The organism is Microbacterium sp. che218 (assembly GCF_040436305.1).
In the GTDB taxonomy this organism is placed as follows: domain Bacteria; phylum Actinomycetota; class Actinomycetes; order Actinomycetales; family Microbacteriaceae; genus Microbacterium; species Microbacterium algihabitans.
Window position 1 is genome coordinate 1,793,933 of record NZ_AP031501.1, and the last position, 20,310, is coordinate 1,814,242.

The 20,310-nt window shown below is 71.2% G+C and carries 15 protein-coding genes, 1 tRNA gene and 1 pseudogene; 10 read left to right on the forward strand and 7 right to left on the reverse strand.

Annotated elements, in window-relative coordinates:
* The first annotated feature begins 156 nt into the window (after positions 1 to 156).
* Entirely contained in the window at positions 157 to 963 is an 807-nt protein-coding gene (locus tag ABXS86_RS08425; RefSeq protein WP_353666204.1) for a DeoR/GlpR family DNA-binding transcription regulator, read from the forward strand.
* A 3-nt stretch (positions 964 to 966) separates the two neighbouring features.
* On the opposite strand, the gene ABXS86_RS08430 is transcribed toward ABXS86_RS08425, so the two are convergent.
* On the reverse strand, positions 967 to 2,100 hold the full coding sequence (locus ABXS86_RS08430) for a PQQ-dependent sugar dehydrogenase (RefSeq protein ID WP_353666205.1): 1,134 nt from the start codon (positions 2,098 to 2,100) through the stop codon (positions 967 to 969).
* Between the two features lie 300 nt (positions 2,101 to 2,400).
* Here ABXS86_RS08430 and ABXS86_RS08435 point away from each other — a divergent pair, with 300 nt between their 5' ends.
* The 3 genes from ABXS86_RS08435 (at position 2,401) to ABXS86_RS08445 (ending at position 5,509) form a co-directional block, all read left to right on the forward strand.
* Positions 2,401 to 3,060, forward strand: coding sequence for a hypothetical protein (locus tag ABXS86_RS08435; protein WP_353664128.1), 660 nt, complete (start codon positions 2,401 to 2,403; stop codon positions 3,058 to 3,060).
* Positions 3,061 to 3,070: 10 nt separating this feature from the next.
* Entirely contained in the window at positions 3,071 to 4,771 is a 1,701-nt protein-coding gene (locus ABXS86_RS08440; protein ID WP_353664129.1) for a LamG-like jellyroll fold domain-containing protein, read from the forward strand.
* Positions 4,772 to 4,879: 108 nt separating this feature from the next.
* The gene (locus ABXS86_RS08445) at positions 4,880 to 5,509 is read left to right on the forward strand and encodes a dihydrofolate reductase family protein (RefSeq protein ID WP_353664130.1); all 630 of its coding nucleotides are present in this window, start codon (positions 4,880 to 4,882) and stop codon (positions 5,507 to 5,509) included.
* 47 nt (positions 5,510 to 5,556) lie between these two features.
* On the opposite strand, the gene ABXS86_RS08450 is transcribed toward ABXS86_RS08445, so the two are convergent.
* Together ABXS86_RS08450 and ABXS86_RS08455 are read right to left on the reverse strand one after the other, a co-directional pair.
* Positions 5,557 to 6,912: an APC family permease gene (locus ABXS86_RS08450; RefSeq protein WP_307208922.1), complete on the reverse strand. Its 1,356-nt coding sequence runs from the start codon at positions 6,910 to 6,912 to the stop codon at positions 5,557 to 5,559.
* Between the two features lie 17 nt (positions 6,913 to 6,929).
* Positions 6,930 to 8,534 (reverse strand): amidohydrolase, encoded by a 1,605-nt coding sequence (locus ABXS86_RS08455; protein WP_353664131.1) that lies wholly within the window; start codon positions 8,532 to 8,534, stop codon positions 6,930 to 6,932.
* A gap of 172 nt (positions 8,535 to 8,706) precedes the next feature.
* Between ABXS86_RS08455 and ABXS86_RS08460 the strand changes: the two genes are divergently transcribed.
* The gene (locus ABXS86_RS08460; RefSeq protein ID WP_353664132.1) at positions 8,707 to 9,336 is read left to right on the forward strand and encodes a TetR/AcrR family transcriptional regulator; all 630 of its coding nucleotides are present in this window, start codon (positions 8,707 to 8,709) and stop codon (positions 9,334 to 9,336) included.
* A gap of 7 nt (positions 9,337 to 9,343) precedes the next feature.
* Here the strand turns inward: ABXS86_RS08460 and ABXS86_RS08465 are convergent, their stop codons facing one another.
* Both ABXS86_RS08465 and ABXS86_RS08470 read right to left on the reverse strand, forming a co-directional pair.
* Positions 9,344 to 10,159: a DUF1206 domain-containing protein gene (locus tag ABXS86_RS08465; RefSeq protein WP_307208916.1), complete on the reverse strand. Its 816-nt coding sequence runs from the start codon at positions 10,157 to 10,159 to the stop codon at positions 9,344 to 9,346.
* Positions 10,160 to 10,175: 16 nt separating this feature from the next.
* The gene (locus ABXS86_RS08470) at positions 10,176 to 10,856 is read right to left on the reverse strand and encodes a phosphatase PAP2 family protein (protein WP_307208914.1); all 681 of its coding nucleotides are present in this window, start codon (positions 10,854 to 10,856) and stop codon (positions 10,176 to 10,178) included.
* Between the two features lie 115 nt (positions 10,857 to 10,971).
* On the opposite strand from ABXS86_RS08470, the pseudogene ABXS86_RS08475 reads away from it, so the two are divergent.
* From ABXS86_RS08475 to ABXS86_RS08485, 3 genes and pseudogenes are all read left to right on the forward strand, one after another.
* A pseudogene (locus tag ABXS86_RS08475) lies at positions 10,972 to 12,645 on the forward strand (amidase); the annotation flags it as partial.
* Between the two features lie 362 nt (positions 12,646 to 13,007).
* The gene (locus ABXS86_RS08480) at positions 13,008 to 15,827 is read left to right on the forward strand and encodes an aminotransferase class III-fold pyridoxal phosphate-dependent enzyme (protein ID WP_353664133.1); all 2,820 of its coding nucleotides are present in this window, start codon (positions 13,008 to 13,010) and stop codon (positions 15,825 to 15,827) included.
* A 27-nt stretch (positions 15,828 to 15,854) separates the two neighbouring features.
* Positions 15,855 to 16,880, forward strand: a complete 1,026-nt coding sequence (locus tag ABXS86_RS08485; protein ID WP_353664134.1) for an agmatine/peptidylarginine deiminase — start codon at positions 15,855 to 15,857, stop codon at positions 16,878 to 16,880.
* Positions 16,881 to 16,928: 48 nt separating this feature from the next.
* Here ABXS86_RS08485 and ABXS86_RS08490 read toward each other — a convergent pair whose 3' ends face one another.
* Together ABXS86_RS08490 and ABXS86_RS08495 are read right to left on the reverse strand one after the other, a co-directional pair.
* Positions 16,929 to 17,417 (reverse strand): SRPBCC family protein, encoded by a 489-nt coding sequence (locus ABXS86_RS08490; RefSeq protein WP_353664135.1) that lies wholly within the window; start codon positions 17,415 to 17,417, stop codon positions 16,929 to 16,931.
* A gap of 90 nt (positions 17,418 to 17,507) precedes the next feature.
* Positions 17,508 to 17,597: transfer RNA gene (locus ABXS86_RS08495), tRNA-Ser, on the reverse strand.
* 125 nt (positions 17,598 to 17,722) lie between these two features.
* Here ABXS86_RS08495 and ABXS86_RS08500 point away from each other — a divergent pair.
* Complete coding sequence (locus ABXS86_RS08500) at positions 17,723 to 18,676, forward strand: L-lactate dehydrogenase (RefSeq protein ID WP_353664136.1); 954 nt, start codon at positions 17,723 to 17,725, stop codon at positions 18,674 to 18,676.
* Between the two features lie 116 nt (positions 18,677 to 18,792).
* Entirely contained in the window at positions 18,793 to 20,160 is a 1,368-nt protein-coding gene (gene radA / locus ABXS86_RS08505; protein WP_144829999.1) for a DNA repair protein RadA, read from the forward strand.
* Positions 20,161 to 20,310: the final 150 nt, after the last annotated feature.

Sequence of the window (20,310 nt, forward strand, 5' to 3'; positions counted from 1 at the left end):
ATTGCGGGGACAGGTCAAGTGTTCGATGCAGATTCGTGACAATTCACGCATGAAAGCGCGCCAGAGAACGCAGATCAAGGTCCAAAGCTGCTGTTCTTTGCCGTTTTCTCACAAATCCTGCGGATGCCGCAGCAGAACCGTGCTAAAGATGACGCCATGGACGGAACCACAGCCACGACGAAGCGGCGGTTGCCGGCGGGCCGCAAGGCGGAACTCGCCGCCTACGTCGCCGACACCGGACAGGTGACGGTGGTCGACCTCGCCTCGCACTTCGGCGTCTCGATCGACACCGTCCGCCGCGATCTCGATCAGCTCGATCGCGAGGGCATCGTCGTGCGTACGCACGGCGGGGCCGTCAGCGCTATGTCGGTCCCCGGCCGCGATCGCGGGCTCGACGTGCGCCTGCAGATGCAGATCTCCGAGAAGGAGCGCATCGCCGCCCTCGCCGTCGAGCTCATCGAAGACGGCTCCACGCTCATGCTCAATGCCGGCACGACGACGCTCGCCGTCGCCCGCGCCCTGCGCAACCACCGCGACCTCACCATCGCGACGAACAACCTGCGCATCCCCGCCGAGATCTCCCCGTCGGTGTTCCGCGACCTCTTCATCTTCGGCGGGGCGGTCCGCACGATCACCCAGGCGACGACCGGGCCGGTGACCCTCGCGATGAACTCGCACTCGCCCGAGGTCGACATCCGCAGCGACTACGCCCTGATCGCGGTGGGGGCGGTCGACGGATCGGGCTTCTCCACGAGCAACCTCGGCGACGCCACGATGATGACCGAGATGATCCAGAAGGCCGACCGCACGGCGATCCTCGCCGACTCCTCCAAGCTCGACCGGCGACTGTTCGCGCAGATCGCCCCTCTCGAGAAGGCGGACTACCTCATCACCGACGCGCCGCCGTCCGAGGAGCTGGCCGCAGCCCTCGCGGAGGCGGGGGTCACGGTCCTGACCCCCTGACGCTCAGTCGGCGACGAGGGGCACGCGCAGGATCGCGTCGGAATCCCCGCCGCCGCGGTCGGTGTTGCTCGTCACGACCCACAGCGCACCGTCGGGGGCGACGACGACGTCCCGCAGCCGCCCGTACGTGCCGACGAAGTACTCCGACGCCGTGCCCAGGTCGGCCGTCGGGACGACGCGCACGCGCTGGCCGCGCAGGTTGGCGATCACCACCGCGCCGTCGATCACCGCGAGTCCGCTCGGGCTGGCATCCGCCGGCGCCCACTGCTGCACGGGGTCGATGAACCCCTCCTGCCCTCCGACGCCCTCGACCTCGGGCCAGCCGTAGTTCGCGCCCGGTTCGATGACGTTGAGTTCGTCCCACGTGTTCTGGCCGAACTCCGAGGCGTACATGACGCCGGCGGCATCCCACCCGATGCCCTGCGGGTTGCGGTGACCGAGACTCCACACGGGCGAGCCCGGGAACGGATTGTCGGCCGGTATGGCCCCGTCGGGCTCGACGCGCAGGATCTTGCCGCCGAGCGAACCGGGATCCTGGGCGGCGCCGGGCTCGGAGGCATCTCCGGCCGTGACGTACAGCAGACCGTCGGGGCCGAAGGCGATGCGCCCGCCGTTGTGGATGTTCGCCGAGGGGATGCCGTCGACCACCGTCTCGGCGGCGCCGAGACGCAGCGAGCCGGCCTCTCCCTCGAGGGGGAGACGCATCACGCGATTGTCGTCGGCCGTGGTCGCGTAGGCGTACAAGAATCCGTCGGAGACGGCGATGCCGAGCAGGCCTCCTTCGCCCCCGGGCGCGACCCCGGGTACCTCGCCGACCACCCGCGTGGATCCGTCGACGATCTCGAGCACCTCGCCGGTGTCGCGTTGGCTCACCAGCGCGGTGTCCGCATCGAAGGCGACCGACCACGGCGTCGTGAGCCCGTCGACCACCGTGGTCGCCTCCTCGGCGAGCGCGGGCGGTGCGCCGGTGGACGTCGACGGCGACGGCGACGGCGACGGGGCGATGGACGAGGGCGGCGCGGCGCTCGGGGTGCCGGCATCCGTCTCCCGTTCGGCGGCGCACCCGGCGAGGGCGGCGAGCGCGAGCGCCCCGACGGCGGCTGCGGTGGCGCGCAGCGGAACAGTGGCGGTGGTCATGGCTCTCCTCGTCGGGGTCCGTGGATTCTCTGGGATACCCGCTCGACCTGAGTTCCCGGTGAGGGTTGCGCCGACTCGCGTCGCGCAGGGGCGAGTGGGTGACCTCGATCGGAGCGGCGGGTGAGAGACCGGAGGACCCTGTTTCGTCCCCGACATCGCCGGGTATCGCGGTGTCGCCCTCGTGACATGGCCGGATGAGCCCCCACCCCCCGGCGACCGCGGCCACCCGGCCGTTCGCCGCGAGCGCGGGGTCCTTGTATGAGGATGCCCAACCCCGACCCGCCCGCAAAGGAGCACCCTGTGTCCTCATCTCCCTCACCCTCACCCGCACGCCGACGCCGCCGCCTCGCGCTGCCCGTCGTGCTCGCCGGCAGCATCGCGTCGCTCATCCTGGCCCTGGGCCTGTCGCCGACCGTCGCCGCCTTCACCGCATCGATCCAGAACACCGTCAACACCGCCGGCGCGGGCTCGTTGATCATGCAGGAGAACGACTCCACCGGCCAGATCGTCTGCCGCAGCACCGACGGCGCCTCCGGCGTCTCGACGAACAGCGCCACGTGTTCGACGATCAACAAGTACGGCGGCGACCTCGCGATGGCACCCGGCCAGACGGTGACGACGAACATCCCGATCCTGAACGTCGGCTCGCTCGACGCGAAGGGCTTCACCCTGACGCCCGGCGCGTGCACCCAGTCGGCCTCGAGCACGGTCTACGGCTCCGCCACCGACCTGTGCTCGCAGATGAAGATCAAGATCACCTCCGGCGCCTTCGTCATCTACGACGGCACCGTCGCCGGCCTGTCCTCGACGATCGACATTCTCGACAAGGTGGGTGCCTCTTCTCTGCCGGCCGGTTCGTCGGCGACCTTCACGTTCGCAGTGACGCTGCCGAGCACCCTCGATGCCAGCTACTCGAACCTGAAGGTGTCGCAGCCGCTCACCTGGACGTTCTCGTCCTGAGCCCCGCCCCGTGACCGACACCCTCGAAGCTCCGCCCTCCCGGGGTCGTCGCGGATCCGCTGTACCGGTGGCGGTCGTGATCGCCTTGCTCGCGGTCGCGATCGCCACCGTTCTCGGGGCCACGGGCACCCGCCTGTTCGTCGTCGAGACCCCGAGCATGGCCGAGGCGGCTCCTGTCGGCACGCTCGTCGTGACGGAGCCCCGCAGCCACTACGACGTGGGCGATGTCGTGACGTACACGCACGACGACCGCACGATCACCCACCGCATCGTCGAGACCGACGGCGACGTCTTCCGCACGCGCGGCGATCTCAACGGCTCCGCCGACCCGTGGGACGTGCGTCCCGATCAGATCATCGGCGCGGCGGCGCTCATCGCACCCGGACTCGGGTTCGTGTTGAAGGCCGCCCCCTGGCTCCTGCTCGGCGCGGCCCTCGTCGAGGCGCTCGCGCGGGCGCGCGGCGGTCGTCGCGCGTGGGCGTGGAGCGTCCGACTCACCGGCTGGTCCGTCGTTATCACGGCGCTGACCCTCTGGCTCCGACCGTGGTTCAACATGGTGCTGCTCGATTTCCGCGCCGCCGACAGCGGCGACGGAGCCCTCATGCACGTCGTGAACACCGGCATCCTGCCCCTGCTCGTCGACACGACCCGTCTGATCAGCGGCGAGCAGGCGACGGTGCTGTCCACGCACCGCATCGCTTCGGGCGCGTACTCGCTCACTCCCGTGCCCGACCCCGACCTGCCGGTGCGCATCCTGCTCGTGCTCCTGTGCCTCCTGCCCTTCCTCGCGTCCCTCCTGATCCGCGAGAGCGACGTCGCGCCGGCCGGGGGCGTGCGCGTCCGCGTGGATCGCCGCGCGCGCACGGTGATCGTGCCCCTGGCCATCGCGACCCTCGTCGCCGTGATCGCGCTCACCGGGGTCGGCGGGAGCCAGGCCGCCCTCACCGCGTCGATCCGCAACACCTCCGACACGGCGGGGGCGATGAATCAGAACTGCCGCTTCGCCGTGACCTCCCTCGCCGCCGCGAACCCCACCGATCTCTACGCCGCGTACGCGATGTCGGCGACCTCGACGGCATCCGAGACCGACATCTCGGGCCACGGTCGCACCGGCACCTGGCGCAAGCCCCCCACCACCTCGGGTTCGGTGGGGTGCCGACGCGACAGCCCCGCCCGATCCGTGACCTTCGACGGCTCGCAGTGCCTGTACGTGCCCGGCCAGCTCGACCCGCAAACCTACAGCCTCGAGGCCTGGTTCTCGACCACCTCGGCCCCGAGCGGCAAGATCGTGGGGTTCGGCACCGACCCGGCACCCGAGAACGAGAACCACTGGGACCGCCACATCTACCTCGATGCGAACGGCCGCATCGTCTACGGCAATTTCCCCGACGCCTTCGCCCTGATCACCACCCCCGCGGGCAGAAACTACGCCGACGGAGCGTGGCACGCGGTGGTCGCGACGCTCTCGAGCTCCGGCATGCGGCTGTACGTCGACGGTGCACTCGTCGGCACCGACGGCGCCACCCGAGGCCAGTGGTACGACGGCTACTGGAAGTTCGGATGCGGCAAGACCGACTTCTGGACGTCCCAGACCGGTCCCGCCCCGAGCGACCCTGCCTTCTTCACGGGCTCGATCCAATACGGCGCGATCTACGACCGGGTCCTGACGGCCGCCGAGGTCGAGGACCACTGGCTCGCCGGCACCGGATGACGGGGATCCCGGCGGGGGCGGATCGGTCGGGGTGTTGACCGGGCCGACGCGCGGGACGAGCATGAGTCCGCGGGTCGGTGACCCGCGAGGGACACGAGGGAGTGGGTCATGACCGATCGGACCGGACGAGTGCAGATCGACCTGTTCAGCACGCTCGACGGCGTGATGCAGGCTCCGGGCGGCCCCGACGAAGACCCCTCCGGAGGGTTCGCCTACGGCGGGTGGCAGGCGCCGCTCGAAGACGACGTGGTCGGCGAGAGGGTCATCGCCGGCATCCGGGGAATGGACGCCCTCCTGCTGGGGCGCCGCACCTACGACATCTTCGCGGCGTACTGGCCGCGGTTCGACGCCGACGGTCCGGTCGGAGAGATCGCGCGCATCTTCAACGCCGTCCCGAAGTACGTCGCCACGCGCGGCGCCCCCGATCTGCCGTGGGAGAACTCGCACCGCCTCGGCGACGACCTGCCCGCCGAGATCGCGCGGCTCCGCACGGACCACGCCGACGTGCACGTGGTGGGGAGCATCGACTTCGCCCGCACCCTCGTGGCCGAGGGGCTTTTCGACGTGCTCAACCTGTGGATGTATCCGATCGTGCTCGGCGCCGGCAAACGCCTGTTCCCCGCGGAGGGCGGGGCGCACGGTCTCACGCTGCTCGAGCCGCCGGTCGCGGGCAGCGCCGGCGCGATCGCCCTGCGCTACGGTCCCGGCGAACCGGTGCGCACGGGCGGTATGACCTGAGCACGGCTCGGCCGCCGCGATGCCCGTGGGCGCCGCGGCGGCCGCGCTCAGGCGACGACCCGCTCGGGCGCGGGCGCCTCGTCGTCGAACTCCACCTCGGGCGCGCGACGGCGGAAGCCGCGGGTGAGCACCGCCAGCCAGACCACGCCCACACCGATCCAGACGAGCCCCACGGTCAGGGCGAGGGGCGACAGGCTGAACCACAGCCACGCGGTCAGCGCGAAGCCCAGGCCCGGCAGCACCCCGTACCGGAAGATCGCCGCGCCTCCGCGACGACGCTCGTCGATGAGGAAGTGCTTCACGACCGAGAGGTTGACCAGCGAGAACGCGGCGAGCGCGCCGAAGCTGATGAGGGATGCCACGGTGTTCAGGTCGGCGAAGAGCGCGGCGAGAGAGACGACGCCGACGAAGATCGCCGCACCGATCGGCGTGCGGTACCTCGTGCTGAGCCGGGCGAAGAAGCGCGGGAGCACGCCGTCGCGGCCCATCGCGAAGAGGATGCGCGAGACGCTCGCCTGCGAGGCGAGGGCCGCCGCGATGCAGCCGGCGATGTAGGCGACGAGGAAGAAGACCTCGAGCCAGCGGCCCGCCGACAGCTCCATGATCTGGTTGGCCGCGGCATCCGGATTCTCGATGTCGGCCACGTTCGGGATCACCAGCGTCGACACGTAGGCGATGACGGTGAAGATGAGCCCGCCGATGACGGTGGTGAGGATGATCGCCCGCGGCACGGTGCGCTCGGGGTCGCGCGCCTCTTCGGACATCGTCGAGATCGCATCGAATCCGAGGAACGACAGCGCCAGCATCGCCGCGCCCGCCAGGAGCCCCGGGAAGGTGAGGCCCGCGTCGTACAGCGGCTGCAGCAGCGAGACGCCCGGGTTCTGCAGCACGTGCAGCACCGCGCACACGACGAACACCGCGGCGAAGACGAGCTGCAGGCCCACGAGCACGAGGTTCGCGTTGCGCACGACCGTGACGCCGACGATGTTCAGGCCCGTGATCAACAGCACGCCGGCCAGGGCGAACACCCACGGCGGGATCCCCGGCAGCTGGGCGTTGAGGTAGATGCCGATCAGCACGTAGTTGATCAGCGGCAGCAGCAGGTAGTCGATCATGAGCGACCAGCCGGTGAGGAAGCCGACCGTGCCGCCGAACGCGCGGCGGGCGTACGTGTAGGCGCTTCCGGCGCGCGGGAACGCCTTCACGAGGGCGGCGTAGCTGAACGCCGTGAAGAGCATCGCCACGAGGGTGACGAGGTAGGCGGTCGGCACGTGGCCGCCCGTGGTGACGGCGACGAGGCCGTAGGTCGTGAACACGGTGAGGGGCACCATGTACGCCAAGCCGAAGATGACGAGGGAGGGAACTCCCATGACTCGCCGCAGCGAGGTGTCGGTGGAGGTCACGCGCTTTCCTGTTCGGGTCAGACGGCGGCGGGTTCGGGGACCGGCGCCGTATAGGTGCGGATGCCGCGTCGCCAGGTGCCCCGGATTCGGGCGTCGGCGATGCGGTCGGCGGGGCCGCGGCGCACGTCGCGGTCGAGCCAGACGAGGTCGGCTCGCATGCCGGGACGCAGGGTCCCGCGGGTGGCATGGTCGCCGGCCTGATGGGCCACGCCGCTCGTGGCGGCGTCGATGGCTTCGGAGAGGGTGAGTCGTTCGTCGGGCTGCCAGCCTCCGGCGGGTCGGCCGTCGGCGTCCTGCCGGGTGACGGCTGTGCGCAGCCCCACCAGGACGTCGGGCGAGGTGACGGGCCAGTCGCTGCCGAAGCTGAGGCGCGCTCCCGCGTCGCGGGCCGCACGCATGCGGTACTGCCGCTCGCGGTGGGGGCCGAGGCGCGGGAGGGTGAGCTCGGTCATGACGTCGTCGGCCATCGCCCACTGCGGCTGGAAGCAGAACGTCACGTCGAGGTCGGCGAGGCGGGGCAGGTCGGCGGGGTCGACCACCTGCGCGTGCGCGATGGTCAGCCGTCGGCCGCGCCGCAGGCTCTCGCGGATGCCCTCCGCCGCATCCAGGGCGGCGCGCACGGCGGCGTCGCCGATGGCGTGGAGATGCACGTCGAAGCCCGCGGAGTCGCACGCGGCGACGGCGTCGACGAGCTGATCGGGCCGCCAGTTGGGCAGGCCGCGGGTGCGGGCGTCGTGATAGCACTCGAGCAGGTGCGCCGTGTGGTTCTCGAGGATGCCGTCGACGAAGAACTTCACGGTGCGGCAGGTCAGCCCGGGCGCGGCCGACACCTGCGCGGCCGTCTCCCGCAGCTCGTCGAGCTGAGCGGGCCAGCGGGTGGGGTCGGCGCGCAGCGCGAGGTCGACGTCGACCGCGAGGCGTCCGGCGCGCGCGGCGGCGATCCACGTCGGCACGTCGGGCGTCTCGGTCCATGCCTCCTGCACCCAGGCGATGCCGTGTGCGGCGAGGGCGGCGGTGGCGGCGGCGAGCGCCTCGACGTCGGCGGCGAGCGAGGGACGCGGAGCGTGGTCGAGCACGAGGTCGATCGCCGGACGCTCGATCAGGGTCCCCGAGGGCGATCCGTCGGCCCGACGCACGATGCGGCCGAGCTCGGGGTCGGGGGTGTCGGCGTCGACTCCTGCGGCACGCAGCGCCGCGGAGTTGACCCAGACGGTGTGGTAATCCCAGGCGTGCAGCACGACGGGGCGGTCGGGCACGGCGTCGTCGAGCCAGCGCGCGTCGAACAGGCCGCCCTCGACGATCGTCGCGTCGTAGCTGCCGCCGACGAGCCATGCGGCGTCGGATGCCGCGGCCCACTCCCGCACGCGCTCGACGATCTCGGCCACACGGGCGGCGTCGCGCAGGGCGGGTCCGGTGCGCTCGCGACCGGCCAGCAGCGGGTGCGCGTGACCGTCGCCGAAGGCGGGCAGCAGCAGCCCGCCGTCGAGGTCGACGTGCTCGGCGTCGGAGGGGACGGGATGCGCGTCGTCGACCACGACACCGTCGACGACGACGAGACGGTCGATGTCGGGCTGCTGCCCGTCGACCCGAATCGTCCCGCCGGTGAAGACGACGATCGCCATGGAAAACCTCCTCGTGACCCACGCTGTGAGAAACATACAGCGTAGGTTTCTTGAACGCTACGACGAGTTCTTCCCCGCTCCCGGCCGTTTCGCCGACTCGTCACGAACGCCTTACACGTTCGAAACACACCGCATCGCGTAGCGTGGTCGAACCCCACCGAAAGGCCCCGCCGTGCCCCGGCCGACCCAGCCCAAGCTCTCGCGCGACGCGATCGCCCGTGCCGCGCTCGCCCTCATCGACCGCGACGGCAGCCAAGGGGCGAGCATCCGCCGCGTCGCCGACCGCCTCAAGGTGCACCCGACCTCGCTCTACAACCACGTGCCGAATCTCGCCGCGCTCGTCGAAGACGTCCGCGCGCTCGTGTCGGCGCGCATCGATTCCTCATACCTGCGCGAACGCGAATGGGAGGAGGGCCTGCTGCTGTGGGCGCGCTCCTATCGCGACGCCTTCCGCCGGCATCCGAAGACCATCCCCCTGCTGATGTCGCAGAGCTCGTCGGCCCCCCTGCTGATGTCGCAGTACGAGGACTTCGCGATCGCCGCGGAACGCGTCGGCTGGTCGAGCGACGACATCCTTCCGCTGCTGACGGCCTTCGAGTCGTTCATCATCGGCAGCGTGCTCGACATGACCGGCCCCTCGGTCATGTTCGACCCGTCGGGGCAGGAGCAGGACGTCCCCCGCTTCGCGGCCGCCTACGCCACGCTCTCGAGCCACGACCCGGCCGACCCGGTGGCCACGCGCGCGTTCGAGCTCGGCCTGTCGCTGCTCATCGCGGGAGCGCGTCCCCGCCCTTCCGTGTGAGCCCGGCTCACATGCGCGCGTAGCGCGCGCGGGCGAAGCAGAACAGCCCGTACACGACGAGACCGGCGCCCACGAGCCAGAGCACGATCTGACCGAACGGCAGCCCGGCCAGCGAGCGCAGCGCCGCGTCGAGACCGCCCGCGGCGTTCGGGTCGTGCGCGAAGGCCGCGACGAGGAACAGGATTCCCGCGACACCGATCGCGATGCCCTTGGCGATGTAACCCACCATGCCGAAGGTCCGGATGCCGCGCCCCGCGGTCCCGCCGGGGCTCGAGATGTTCTTCATGAAGGCCTTGGTGATTCCGCGGACGATGAAGGCGACGCCGATCACGGCCACCGCGAGTCCGATGACCACCAGGACCACGACGCCGGCGGGCGTCGCCATCAACTGCGCGCTCATGGTCCGCGACTGCTCCCCCGAGTCGGAGCTCCCGCCCGAGACCACCGTGAAGGCGGTGACGGCGATCGCCGCATAGGCGACGGCGGTTCCGACGTCCTTCGCGCGGTGGGCCCATCGCTTCTTGGTGTCGGGGTCGCGCTCGGCGACGGCTTCGGCGATCTGCCAGACCGCGAGGGCCGCGAGACCGATCACGATGACCCACAGCAGCAGCATTCCGGCCGGTGCCTTCGCGACCTGACCCAGCGCCCCGCTCTGATCGGCGGTGTCGCCGCCGCTGCCGGTGGCGATCGAGATCGCGATCACCCCGATCAGCAGGTGCAGCAGCCCCAGCACCACGTAGCCGATGCGCGCCGCCACTCGGAAGGCGGTGGAATCCTGCGCTTTGTCGGCGGCGGCGGAAGCGGAGGCGGAGGCGGAAGTCATTCGGGCACGATAGCGCTCAGGAAGCCGCGTCGACCACCCGTTGCGCGCGACGCACTCTCCATACTTCGACGAGCGCCCACACCAACGTCGACACGGCGACGCCCTCGAGCAAGCCCGCCGTCACGTCGGAGAGCCAGTGCGCGTGCAGGTAGGTGCGACTCCACATCATCAGAAGGACCCACACCACCCCGGCGGCCCAGATCCACCCGCGGCGCAGGATGAGTGCGAGGGTGATCGCGATGGTCGTCGCCACGGCGGTGTGTCCCGAGGGGAACGAGGTCGCCTGCGTCTCGGCGAGCGAGTCGGCTGGTCGGGCGCGTGCGATCACGGACGCGAGCGGAGCACCGATCAGCACGACGAGGGCGATCGCCCCCGCGACGTTGAGGGCGTCCCAGGGGCGCTTGATCAGGAGGAACACGATGGTGGTCGAGACGCCGATGACGATCATGCCGATCGTGCCGCCGACGGTGGCCGGGATCCACGCGATGATCACCAGGACGGGGTTGGCCAGGGCGGCCATCGCGTCGTCCCACCACTGATCGAACGCCAGCGGCGCCCCGCCGTCGAGCTCGACGGCCAGGCGCAGTGCCACGAACAGCACCGCCGCGATCACTCCCACGATCAGGGCGATGGGACGGCGCGCGTCGGACGTCGGTCGATCGGGCAGGATCGCGGGCTCGTCGGTGGTGGCATCCATCCGCGAATCGTCTCAGGAAGGGGGTGATTCGGGCTAGCCATTGCCGAGAGCAGGCGAAACACTTCTCGTGCAGATTCTTCTCGAAACCGTAAAACAAACAGTGTAGGTTTTCGCCATGACTTCCGAGGCACTCACCGTCGTCGACGCCGACATCGACAGCCTGCGCCACGCCCTCGACGCCGGTCGCATCACGAGCGTCGAGCTCGTCGCGCGCTACCTCAACCGCATCGCGGCGTACGACCGCTCCGGCATCCGCCTCAACAGCGTGCCGGTGCTCGACCCCCGTGCGTTCGCCGCGGCACGCGCCTCCGACCTGCGCCGCGCACAGGGACGCACACGGGGCCCGCTCGACGGCATCCCCTTCACCGCGAAGGACAGCTACCGCGTCGAGGGCCTGCCCGTGGCATCCGGATCCCCCGCCTTCCGCGACCTGATCGCCGGCGACGACGCCTTCGCCGTCGAGCGCCTGCGCGCGGCCGGCGCCGTGTTCCTGGGCCTGACGAACATGCCGCCCATGGCCGCCGGCGGCATGCAGCGCGGGGTGTACGGCCGCGCCGAATCGCCCTACAACGGCGACTACCTGGCATCCGCCTTCGGCTCCGGCTCGTCCAACGGATCAGGCACCGCCACCGCGGCCAGCTTCTGCGCGTTCGGGCTCGGCGAAGAGACCTGGTCGTCGGGTCGCGCGCCCGCCTCGCACAACGCCCTCGTGGCCTACACGCCCTCGCGCGGGATGATCTCGGTGCGCGGGAACTGGCCGCTGGTGCCGACCATGGACGTCGTCGTACCGCACACGCGCACGATCAGCGACCTGCAGCTCGTGCTCGACGCGGTCGTCGTCGACGACGCCGAGACCGAGGGCGACCTGTGGCGCACGCAGCCGTTCATCGAGCTGCCGCGTCCCTCGGACGTGCGCCCCACCTCGTTCGCGGCGCTCGAGCCCCTCCCGCTCGCGGGCCTGCGCCTCGCCGTGCCGCGCATCTACGTCAACGGCGACCCCGACAACGCCTCCCCCATCGTCACGCGCGACAGCGTGATGGCCCTCTGGAACGACCTGCGCGCCGACCTCGAAGCCGCGGGTGCCGAGGTCGTCGAGACCGCCTTCCCCGTCGTCGAGCGCTACGAGAAGCTGCACGCGGGCGACGAGGACTTCCTCGACCGCGGATTCGTGACGCGCACCTTCCTCGACGACGAGGTGGGCGATCTCGCGGTGTGGGCGATGGACACGTTCCTGCGCACGAACGCCGACCCGCGGCTCCCCCGCCTCGCCGATGCCGAGGCGGCGCTGATCTTCCCGCACCCGCCGGGAGCGCTTCCCGACCGCTATGGCATCTGGCACTACGACATCTCGTACGACATCGGCGAGTACGTCGACCGTGCGCAGCAGTGGAACCCCGACTGGCGCGACGTGCCGAGCCTCGAAGCGGGACTGCGCGGCCTCGAGCACACCCGCCGCGTCGACTTCGAGGAGTGGATGCGGGCCGAGGGCATCGACGCGGTCGCCTTCCCCACGCAGGCCGACGTGGGCCCCGCCGATGCCGACGTGAACCCCGCCTCGGCCGACATCGCGTGGCGCAACGGCGTGTGGGTCTCGAACGGCAACCTGGTCCCCCGCCACCTCGGCATCCCCACCGTCACCGTGCCGATGGGCACGATGACCGACACCCGGATGCCGGTGGGCCTGACCCTCGCCGGTCCCGCCTACAGCGACACCCGCCTCGTGCAGCTTGCCCAGGCGATCGCGGCCCTCGGCGAGCGCCGCACGACGCCGCCGCGCACCCCCGCCCTGCCCGACGAGGCGTTGTTCGCCGACCCGCGCCCGGCGGCCGAGGGCGATCTGTCGGTCGCCGTCGACGATGTCGTGCGCGACGGCGAGCGCGTGAGCGTCACGGCCATCGTGGCCGGGGGAACGGCGGTCGACGTCGCGCTCTTCGTCGACGGGGTGCGCGTGCCCGCCCGGGTGGACGGCGACCGCGTGAGCGGCGTGGCCGAGGTCTCACCCGACTTGTACGGTGAGGCCGTGAGCGAGTGGGTCGCGCCGTACGGCCCGCTCGTCGTCATCGCCGTCCGCGATGCCGGTGGAGCCGTCGCCGGCACCGTCGCCACGGCATCCGACTCTTCGCTCTGACACCCGAACCGCCCGAGGACACCATGACCGACATCGCGCCGACCCCGGTCTTCGACTACTTCAGCCAGGTCGATCTGCCCACTCCGACGCTCACCGACGACGAGGTGCGGCGCCTGTTCGCCGACACGTTCGGCGTCGACATCGACGTGCAGGCGCTCGGCAGTCAGCAGGATCAGAACTTCCGCGTCTTCGCGCGGGGTTCGGCCGAGCCGCTCGGCGTGCTCAAGCTCAGCAATCCGGTCTTCAGCGAGGCCGAGATCGAGATGCAGGATGCCGCGGCGGCACGCGTCGCCGAGCGCAGCCCGCAGGTGCGCATCCCGCGCATCGTCGAGGGGCCGCGCGGCGCGATGTCGACGTGGTGGGAGTCGAGCCAGGGCCGCATCCACGCCCGGGTGATCGAGAACATCGCCGGGCGCACGCTGATGGGCTCGGGCTACCTCTCCCCCGCGACGGTGGAGAGCATGGGCGCACTGTCGGCGGCGGTGAGCCTGTCGCTCGCCGACTTCACCCACCCCGCGAGCGCCCGAGTGCTGCAGTGGGACCTTCGCCACGCCGAGCGCGTCATCGACACCCTGCTCCCCCTCGAACCGGATGCCGGGGTGCGGGCGATCGTGCAGCGCGCGGCCGACGCCGCCCGAGCCGCTCTCGCCCCCGTCCGCGATCGGCTCCCCGTCCAGGCCGGGCACTTCGACGTCACCGACGACAACGTGCTGCGCGCCCCCGGCGCCGCGGTCCCCGACGCCGTCATCGACTTCGGCGACGTGTGCGCGTCGTGGCGCGTCGGCGAGATCGCGGTGACCGTCTCGTCGGTCCTGCACCACGACGACGCGACCCCCGAGACCGCCTTCCCCGCCATCCGCGCGTTCGACCGGGTACGCGACCTGACCGACGACGAGCTCACCGCGCTGTGGCCCCTCGTCATCCTCCGCGGCGCGGTGCTCGTGCTCAGCGGCCGCGCACAGGTGCGCCTCGACGACGAGAACGAGTACGCCAGCGTCGCGCTCGACCGCGAGTTCCGCATCCTCGAGCAGGCGGCATCCGTCCCGATCCCCGTGATCACGGCCGCGACCCGGGCGGCCCTCGGGCGTTCCCGCACCGAAGAGCCCGCGTGGACCAGTGCTCCGGTGCTCTCGCTCGGCCGTCATGTCGAGCTCGACGCCGCGACGGAGTCGCCGCTGAACGACGAGGGCGCCTGGCTCGATGCCGCCACCCTCGACGACGCGGCCCTGGCCGCCCTCGACGCGGGCGCCGACGTCGTGACGGTGCCGGCCTGGTGCGCGCGCCTGACCGGAACGACCGACCCGCTGCCCTCGACCCCCGAGACGGTGCCGACCGACGTGCTCGTGTGGCTCGCGGCCCCGGCCGAGGTCGACGACGCACTGGTGTGGACGGCAGGCCCCGAGAGCGTGACGACCCTGCCCGCCCGCACGCGCCTCTCGGCTCGGCGACCGCTCGACGCACTCGTCCCCCCGCTGCGCACGACCCGCGCGCTGGCCGACGCCTGGCGCGAGGTGGCCGGCGACCCCGGCGCCGTGATCGGCGTTCTCGCCGCCGCCCCGACCCCCGACGACCTCCTCGCCCGACGCCACGAGGTGCTCGCCGAGGTGCAGGAGCACTACTACGCCGCCCCGCCGCGCATCGAGCGCGGATGGCGAGAGCACCTCATCGACGTCGACGGCCGCGTCTACCTCGACATGGTGAACAACGTCGCCTCGGTCGGTCACGCGCACCCCCGCGTCGTCGCGGCGGGCTCGCGCCAGATGCGCCTGCTGAACACCAACTCGCGCTTCCACTACCGCGCGATCACCGACTTCGCGGACCGGATCGCAGCGACCCTGCCCGACGGCTTCGACACCGTGTTCTTCGTCAACTCCGGCTCCGAGGCCACCGACCTCGCGATCCGCCTGGCGATGGCCGCCACCGGCCGGCCCGACATCGTCGCGATGCGCGAGGCGTACCACGGGTGGACCTACGCCAGCGATGCGGTGTCGACCTCGATCGCCGACAACCCCAACGCGCTGTCCACCCGCCCCGCGTGGGTGCACACCGTCGACGCCGCCAACTCCTACCGGGGGAAGTACCGGGGGGCGGATGCCGTGGACTACGCCCCCGAAGCCGTCGCGGTGATCGACGAGCTCACGGCATCCGGTCGCCCTCCGGCGGCACTGATCGCCGAGACGTACTACGGCAACGCCGGCGGAGTCGCCCTGCCCGACGGCTACCTCACGGAGGTCTACGCCGCCATCCGCCGCCACGGCGGGCTCGCGATCGCCGACGAGGTGCAGGTCGGCTACGGGCGGCTGGGTAAGTGGTTCTGGGGCTTCGAGCAGCAGGGGGCGGTGCCCGACATCGTCGCGGTGGCGAAGTCCATCGGCGGAGGCCACCCCCTCGGCGCCGTGATCACGCGGCGCGAGGTCGCCGACCGCTACCGCACGCAGGGGTACTTCTTCTCGTCCACCGGAGGCTCGCCCGTGTCGTCGGCGATCGGCATGGCCGTGCTCGACGTGATCGAGCAGGAGAGGCTGCAAGAGAACGCGCGGGTCGTCGGCGGCCACCTCAAGCGACGCCTCGAGGAACTCGGCGAGAAGCACGACCTCATCGGCACCGTGCACGGCTCGGGCCTCTACCTGGGCGTCGAGTTCGTGCGCGACCGCGAGACCCTCGAACCCGCCACCGCCGAGACCGCCGCGATCTGCGACCGCCTGCTCGAGCGGGGCGTCATCATGCAGCCCACCGGCGACTTCCAGAACGTTCTGAAGATCAAACCGCCGCTGGTGGTCACGCAGGCGTCGGTCGACGTCTTCGTCGACGCCCTCGATCACGTCTTGACCACCGGATTCTGACCCGCCCCGACCCTCGAGGAGCACGCCATGTGGCGCATGCCCGCTGAAACCGCCCCCCACGAACGCACGTGGATGGCCTTCCCGCGCGAGGGCTTCACCCTCGGAGACGGCGCCGAGGCCCGCGAGGAGGGCTACCGCGCGTGGACCGACGTCGCCCACGCGGTTGCGCAGTTCGAGCCGGTGACGATGGTCGTCGACCCCACCGAGACCGCGCGCGCCCGGCGCATGCTGTCGGCGGAGGTCGAGATCGTCGAAGCGCCTCTCGACGAGTTCTGGATGCGCGACGTGGGCCCGACCTTCGTCACCGACCCCGATCGCCCGGGTGTGCTCGGGGCGGTCGACTGGATCTTCAACGGCTGGGGTGCACCCGACTGGGCGGAGTGGCAGAAGTCGGCGGGCATCGCGCGCGTGGTCGCCGAGCACCTCGGCGCCGAACGCATCGACTCGCTGCTCGTCGCCGAGGGCGGCGGCCTGCACGTCGACGGCACGGGCACCGTGCTCCTCACCGAGACCGTGCAGCTCGACCCGCGCCGCAACCCCTTCGCCGACCGCGCCCGCGTCGAGGCCGAGATGGCCCGCACGATCGGGGCGACGGATGCCGTGTGGCTCTCGCGCGGACTCACCCGCGACTACGACGACTTCGGCACGAACGGCCACGTCGACATCGTCGCGACCTTCGCGTCACCGGATCACGTGCTCGTGCACGAACAGACGGATGCCGCCCACCCCGACTTCGAGGTGTCGCAGCTCGTGCGCCGAGAGCTGTCCGAGGCGTTCGCCGCGCGCGGCCGCGCGGTGACGATCACAGGCGTGACCGCCCCCGCCACCCTCCGCGACGACGAGGGGTGGGTCGACTGGAGCTACATCAACCACCTCGTCACCAACGACGGCGTCGTGCTCTGCGGCTTCGGCGAGGAGTCCGCCGACGCCCGCGCCCGCGAGATCATCGGCGACGCCTACCCCGGCCGGCGTGTGGTGACGGTCGACGCCCGCCCGCTGTTCGACCGCGGCGGCGGCATCCACTGCATCACCCAGCAGCAGCCGCGGGTGTGAGCCCGCGGGGCGGGTGACCGCGCCGACGCGAGCGCGAGCGGCGTCGCCTCAGGCGTGTGAAGGGCGCACAGCCGCCAGCACGAGCGGGTCGCTGCATCCTCGCGCGAAGCCGCGGATGCGCCGATCCATGTCGCGCTGGAGCAGGAATGTGCCGATCCGTTCGGCGAGCGGCGCCAGCCACCGGGGGCGGCACGCGAAGTTGTACCGCCAGACCGCGAGCGTGCTGCCGGGGTCGTCGGCGACGGGCGTGAACTTCCACCCGCCCGCGAGTCGCTCGAAGAACCACGACCCCTTCGTCATCTTCATGCCGACGTTCGACGGCGGGTTGTACGAGACGTATTCGCTCTCCATGCGGAAGCCGAAACGCTGGACGGTGTAGGTCCGCACTCCCTTCCCGGGAGCGGTCGCGCCGTCGACGAAGTACTGACGTCGGATGAACGGATCCCATCGCTTGCGGATCTCACCGGTGGTCTGCGAGACGGCGAACGCCGTGCGCGCATCGACCGGGACGACGCAGCGGGACTCGATGACGGGCATGGACTCATCGTGGCAGGCCGCGTCTGACCGCACATTGCGGGGAGGAAACGACGAAGGCCCCGCATCCGTGAGGATTCGGGGCCTTCGTGGTGGCGGTGACGGTGGGATTTGAACCCACGGTAGGGGTGAACCTACACAACATTTCGAGTGTTGCACCTTCGGCCGCTCGGACACGTCACCGCCGACTAGCTTACGACACTCTCCGGGATGCCGCGAATCGGCGCGGGAGCACGGCTCGACCCTCGTTCATCCACCGTCGAACGATGCCACTGGAAGCGGTTCCCGACCGCTGCCAGGATCGAGCCATGAGCGTGATCGAGAACTCGAAGCTGACGGTCGTGGGAGCAGGCAGCGTGGGGGCGAGCGTCGCCTACGCCGCCCTCATCCGCGGGTCGGCGCGGCACGTCGCCCTGTACGACATCGCCGCCGAGAAGGTCGAGGCCGAGGTGCTCGACCTCGCCCACGGCACGCAGTTCACTGGGTCGAGCGACATCACCGGCGGGGCCGACGTTTCGGTCGCCGAGGGGTCGCACGTCGTCGTCATCACCGCCGGCGCGAAGCAGAACCCCGGGCAGACGCGCACCGAGCTGGCCGCCACGAACGCGCGCATCATCGGCGACATGATGCCGAGGCTCCTTGAGGTCGCCCCGAACGCCGTGTACGTCATCGTCACGAACCCGTGCGACGTGCTGACGGTGCTCGCCCAGCAGTCGACCGGGCTCCCGGCATCCCGCATCTTCGCCTCCGGAACCGTGCTCGACACTTCGCGCCTGCGGTGGAAGATCGCCCAGCGCGCCGGGGTCGCGACCTCGAGCGTCCACGCCTGGATCGTCGGCGAGCACGGCGACACGGAGTTCCCGCTGTGGTCGACGGCGACGATCGGCTCGGTCCCCATCACCCAGTTCGAGCTGCCCGACGGCACCCGCTTCGACAAGGCCGAGCTCGACGCGATCGCCGTCGACGTGCGCGACGCCGCCTACAAGGTCATCAAGGGCAAGGGCGCGACCAACTACGCCATCGGCCTTTCCAGCGCCCGCATCGTCGAAGCCGTCCTGCGCGACGAGCACGCCATCCTGCCCGTCAGCACGGTGCTCGACGACTTCCACGGCATCAGCGGCACGGCGTTGTCGGTCCCCTCGATCGTCTCGGCGCGCGGCGCCGTGCCCCTGGCGGCGACGCCGTTCTCGGCCGACGAGCTGACGCTGCTGCGCCGCTCCGCCGACGCGCTGACGACCGTCGCCGAGTCGCTGCGCGACTGATTCCGCGCTTTCCCTCGCGTCGACCCCGCACGCCCCATGCGTGCGAAGAGGGGCAGATCCCGGATGCCATGACCCCGGCGACGAGCGATGTCGGAGGCCCCGCGTAGCCTGAGCACATGGCATCCCGACGTCCCGCTGCAGCCCCCGCGCCCTACCGGTGCACCGAGTGCGGATGGACGACGGTGAAGTGGGTCGGGCGCTGCGGCGAGTGCCAGTCGTGGGGAACCGTCGTCGAGGCGGCGGAGCAGACGGGCATCGTCCGTTCGATCACGCCGGTCACCCCCGGGGCCGGTCGCGTCGCGCGCCGCATCACCGAGATCGACACGCAAGACGCCCCGCGTCGCACGAGCGGGGTCGGCGAGTTCGACCGCGTGCTGGGCGGCGGCATCGTCCCCGGCGCCGCCATCCTGCTCAGCGGCGAACCGGGCGTGGGCAAGTCGACGCTGCTGCTCGAGGTGGCCGCCCAGAGCGCCCGCGCGGGTCGCCGCGTGCTCTACGCGAGCGGCGAAGAATCCGCGGCGCAGGTGCGCCTGCGCGCCGAACGCACCGGTGCCCTGCACGACGAGCTCTTCCTCGCGGCCGAGACCGACCTCGCCACGATCCTCGGCCACATCGACCAGGTCGAGCCGGGCCTGCTCATCGTCGACTCGGTGCAGACGGTCTCGTCGGCGCACAGCGACGGTGCCGCCGGGCAGCCCGCGCAAGTGCGCGAGGTGGCATCCGCCCTCATCCGCGTCGCGAAAGAGCGCGGCCTGCCGATCATCCTGGTCGGCCACGTCACCAAAGACGGCTCGATCGCGGGCCCCCGCATCCTCGAGCACCTCGTTGACGTCGTCTGCCACTTCGAGGGCGACCGCCAGACCTCACTGCGCTTTGTCCGCGCCCTGAAGAACCGGTTCGGGCCGACTGACGAGGTCGGCTGCTTCGACATGACGGGCACCGGCATCGCCGAGGTCGCCGACCCCAGCGCCCTGTTCCTCGGTCACGGCGAGCCCGAACCCGGCACGTGCGTCACCATCGCGATGGAGGGCCGGCGGGCCCTGCCCGTCGAGATCCAGGCCTTGGCGGTACGCCAGACCGCTCCAAACCCGCGCCGTATCGTCAACGGCGTCGATTCCTCGCGCGTGGCGATGGTGCTCGCGGTGCTCGAGAGCCGTATGGGGCTGACGCTCTCCGACCGCGACGTCTACGTCTCGACCGTCGGCGGAGTGCGTCTGGTCGAGCCCGCCGCCGACCTCGCCATCGCGATCGCCGTCGCCAACGCCGTGAAGAACCGCAAGGTGTCGAAGCGTCTCGCCGCGATCGGCGAACTCACCCTCACGGGCGAGATCCGCAACGTCACCCAGGCCGCCCAGCGGGCGTCCGAGGCGAAGCGCCTCGGGTACCACACGGTGCTCGACTCCTCATCCCGCAAGCTCGCGCAGGCCCTCAACGAGCTGCAGGTGCGCGGAATGCCGCGCGACGACAGCGAACCGGGGTTCTGACGCGGGTCCGGCTTCGAAGGCCGACCGGTCGAGTCCAGCGAGGTCGCGCGTCGACTCGAAACAAGAGACGCCGACGCGGAAGCCGACCGAGGAGTCGGGCCCGGCTCAGCGGCCGGGAGGAGCCGACCGGCGACGGCGGTGCGGGGAGGT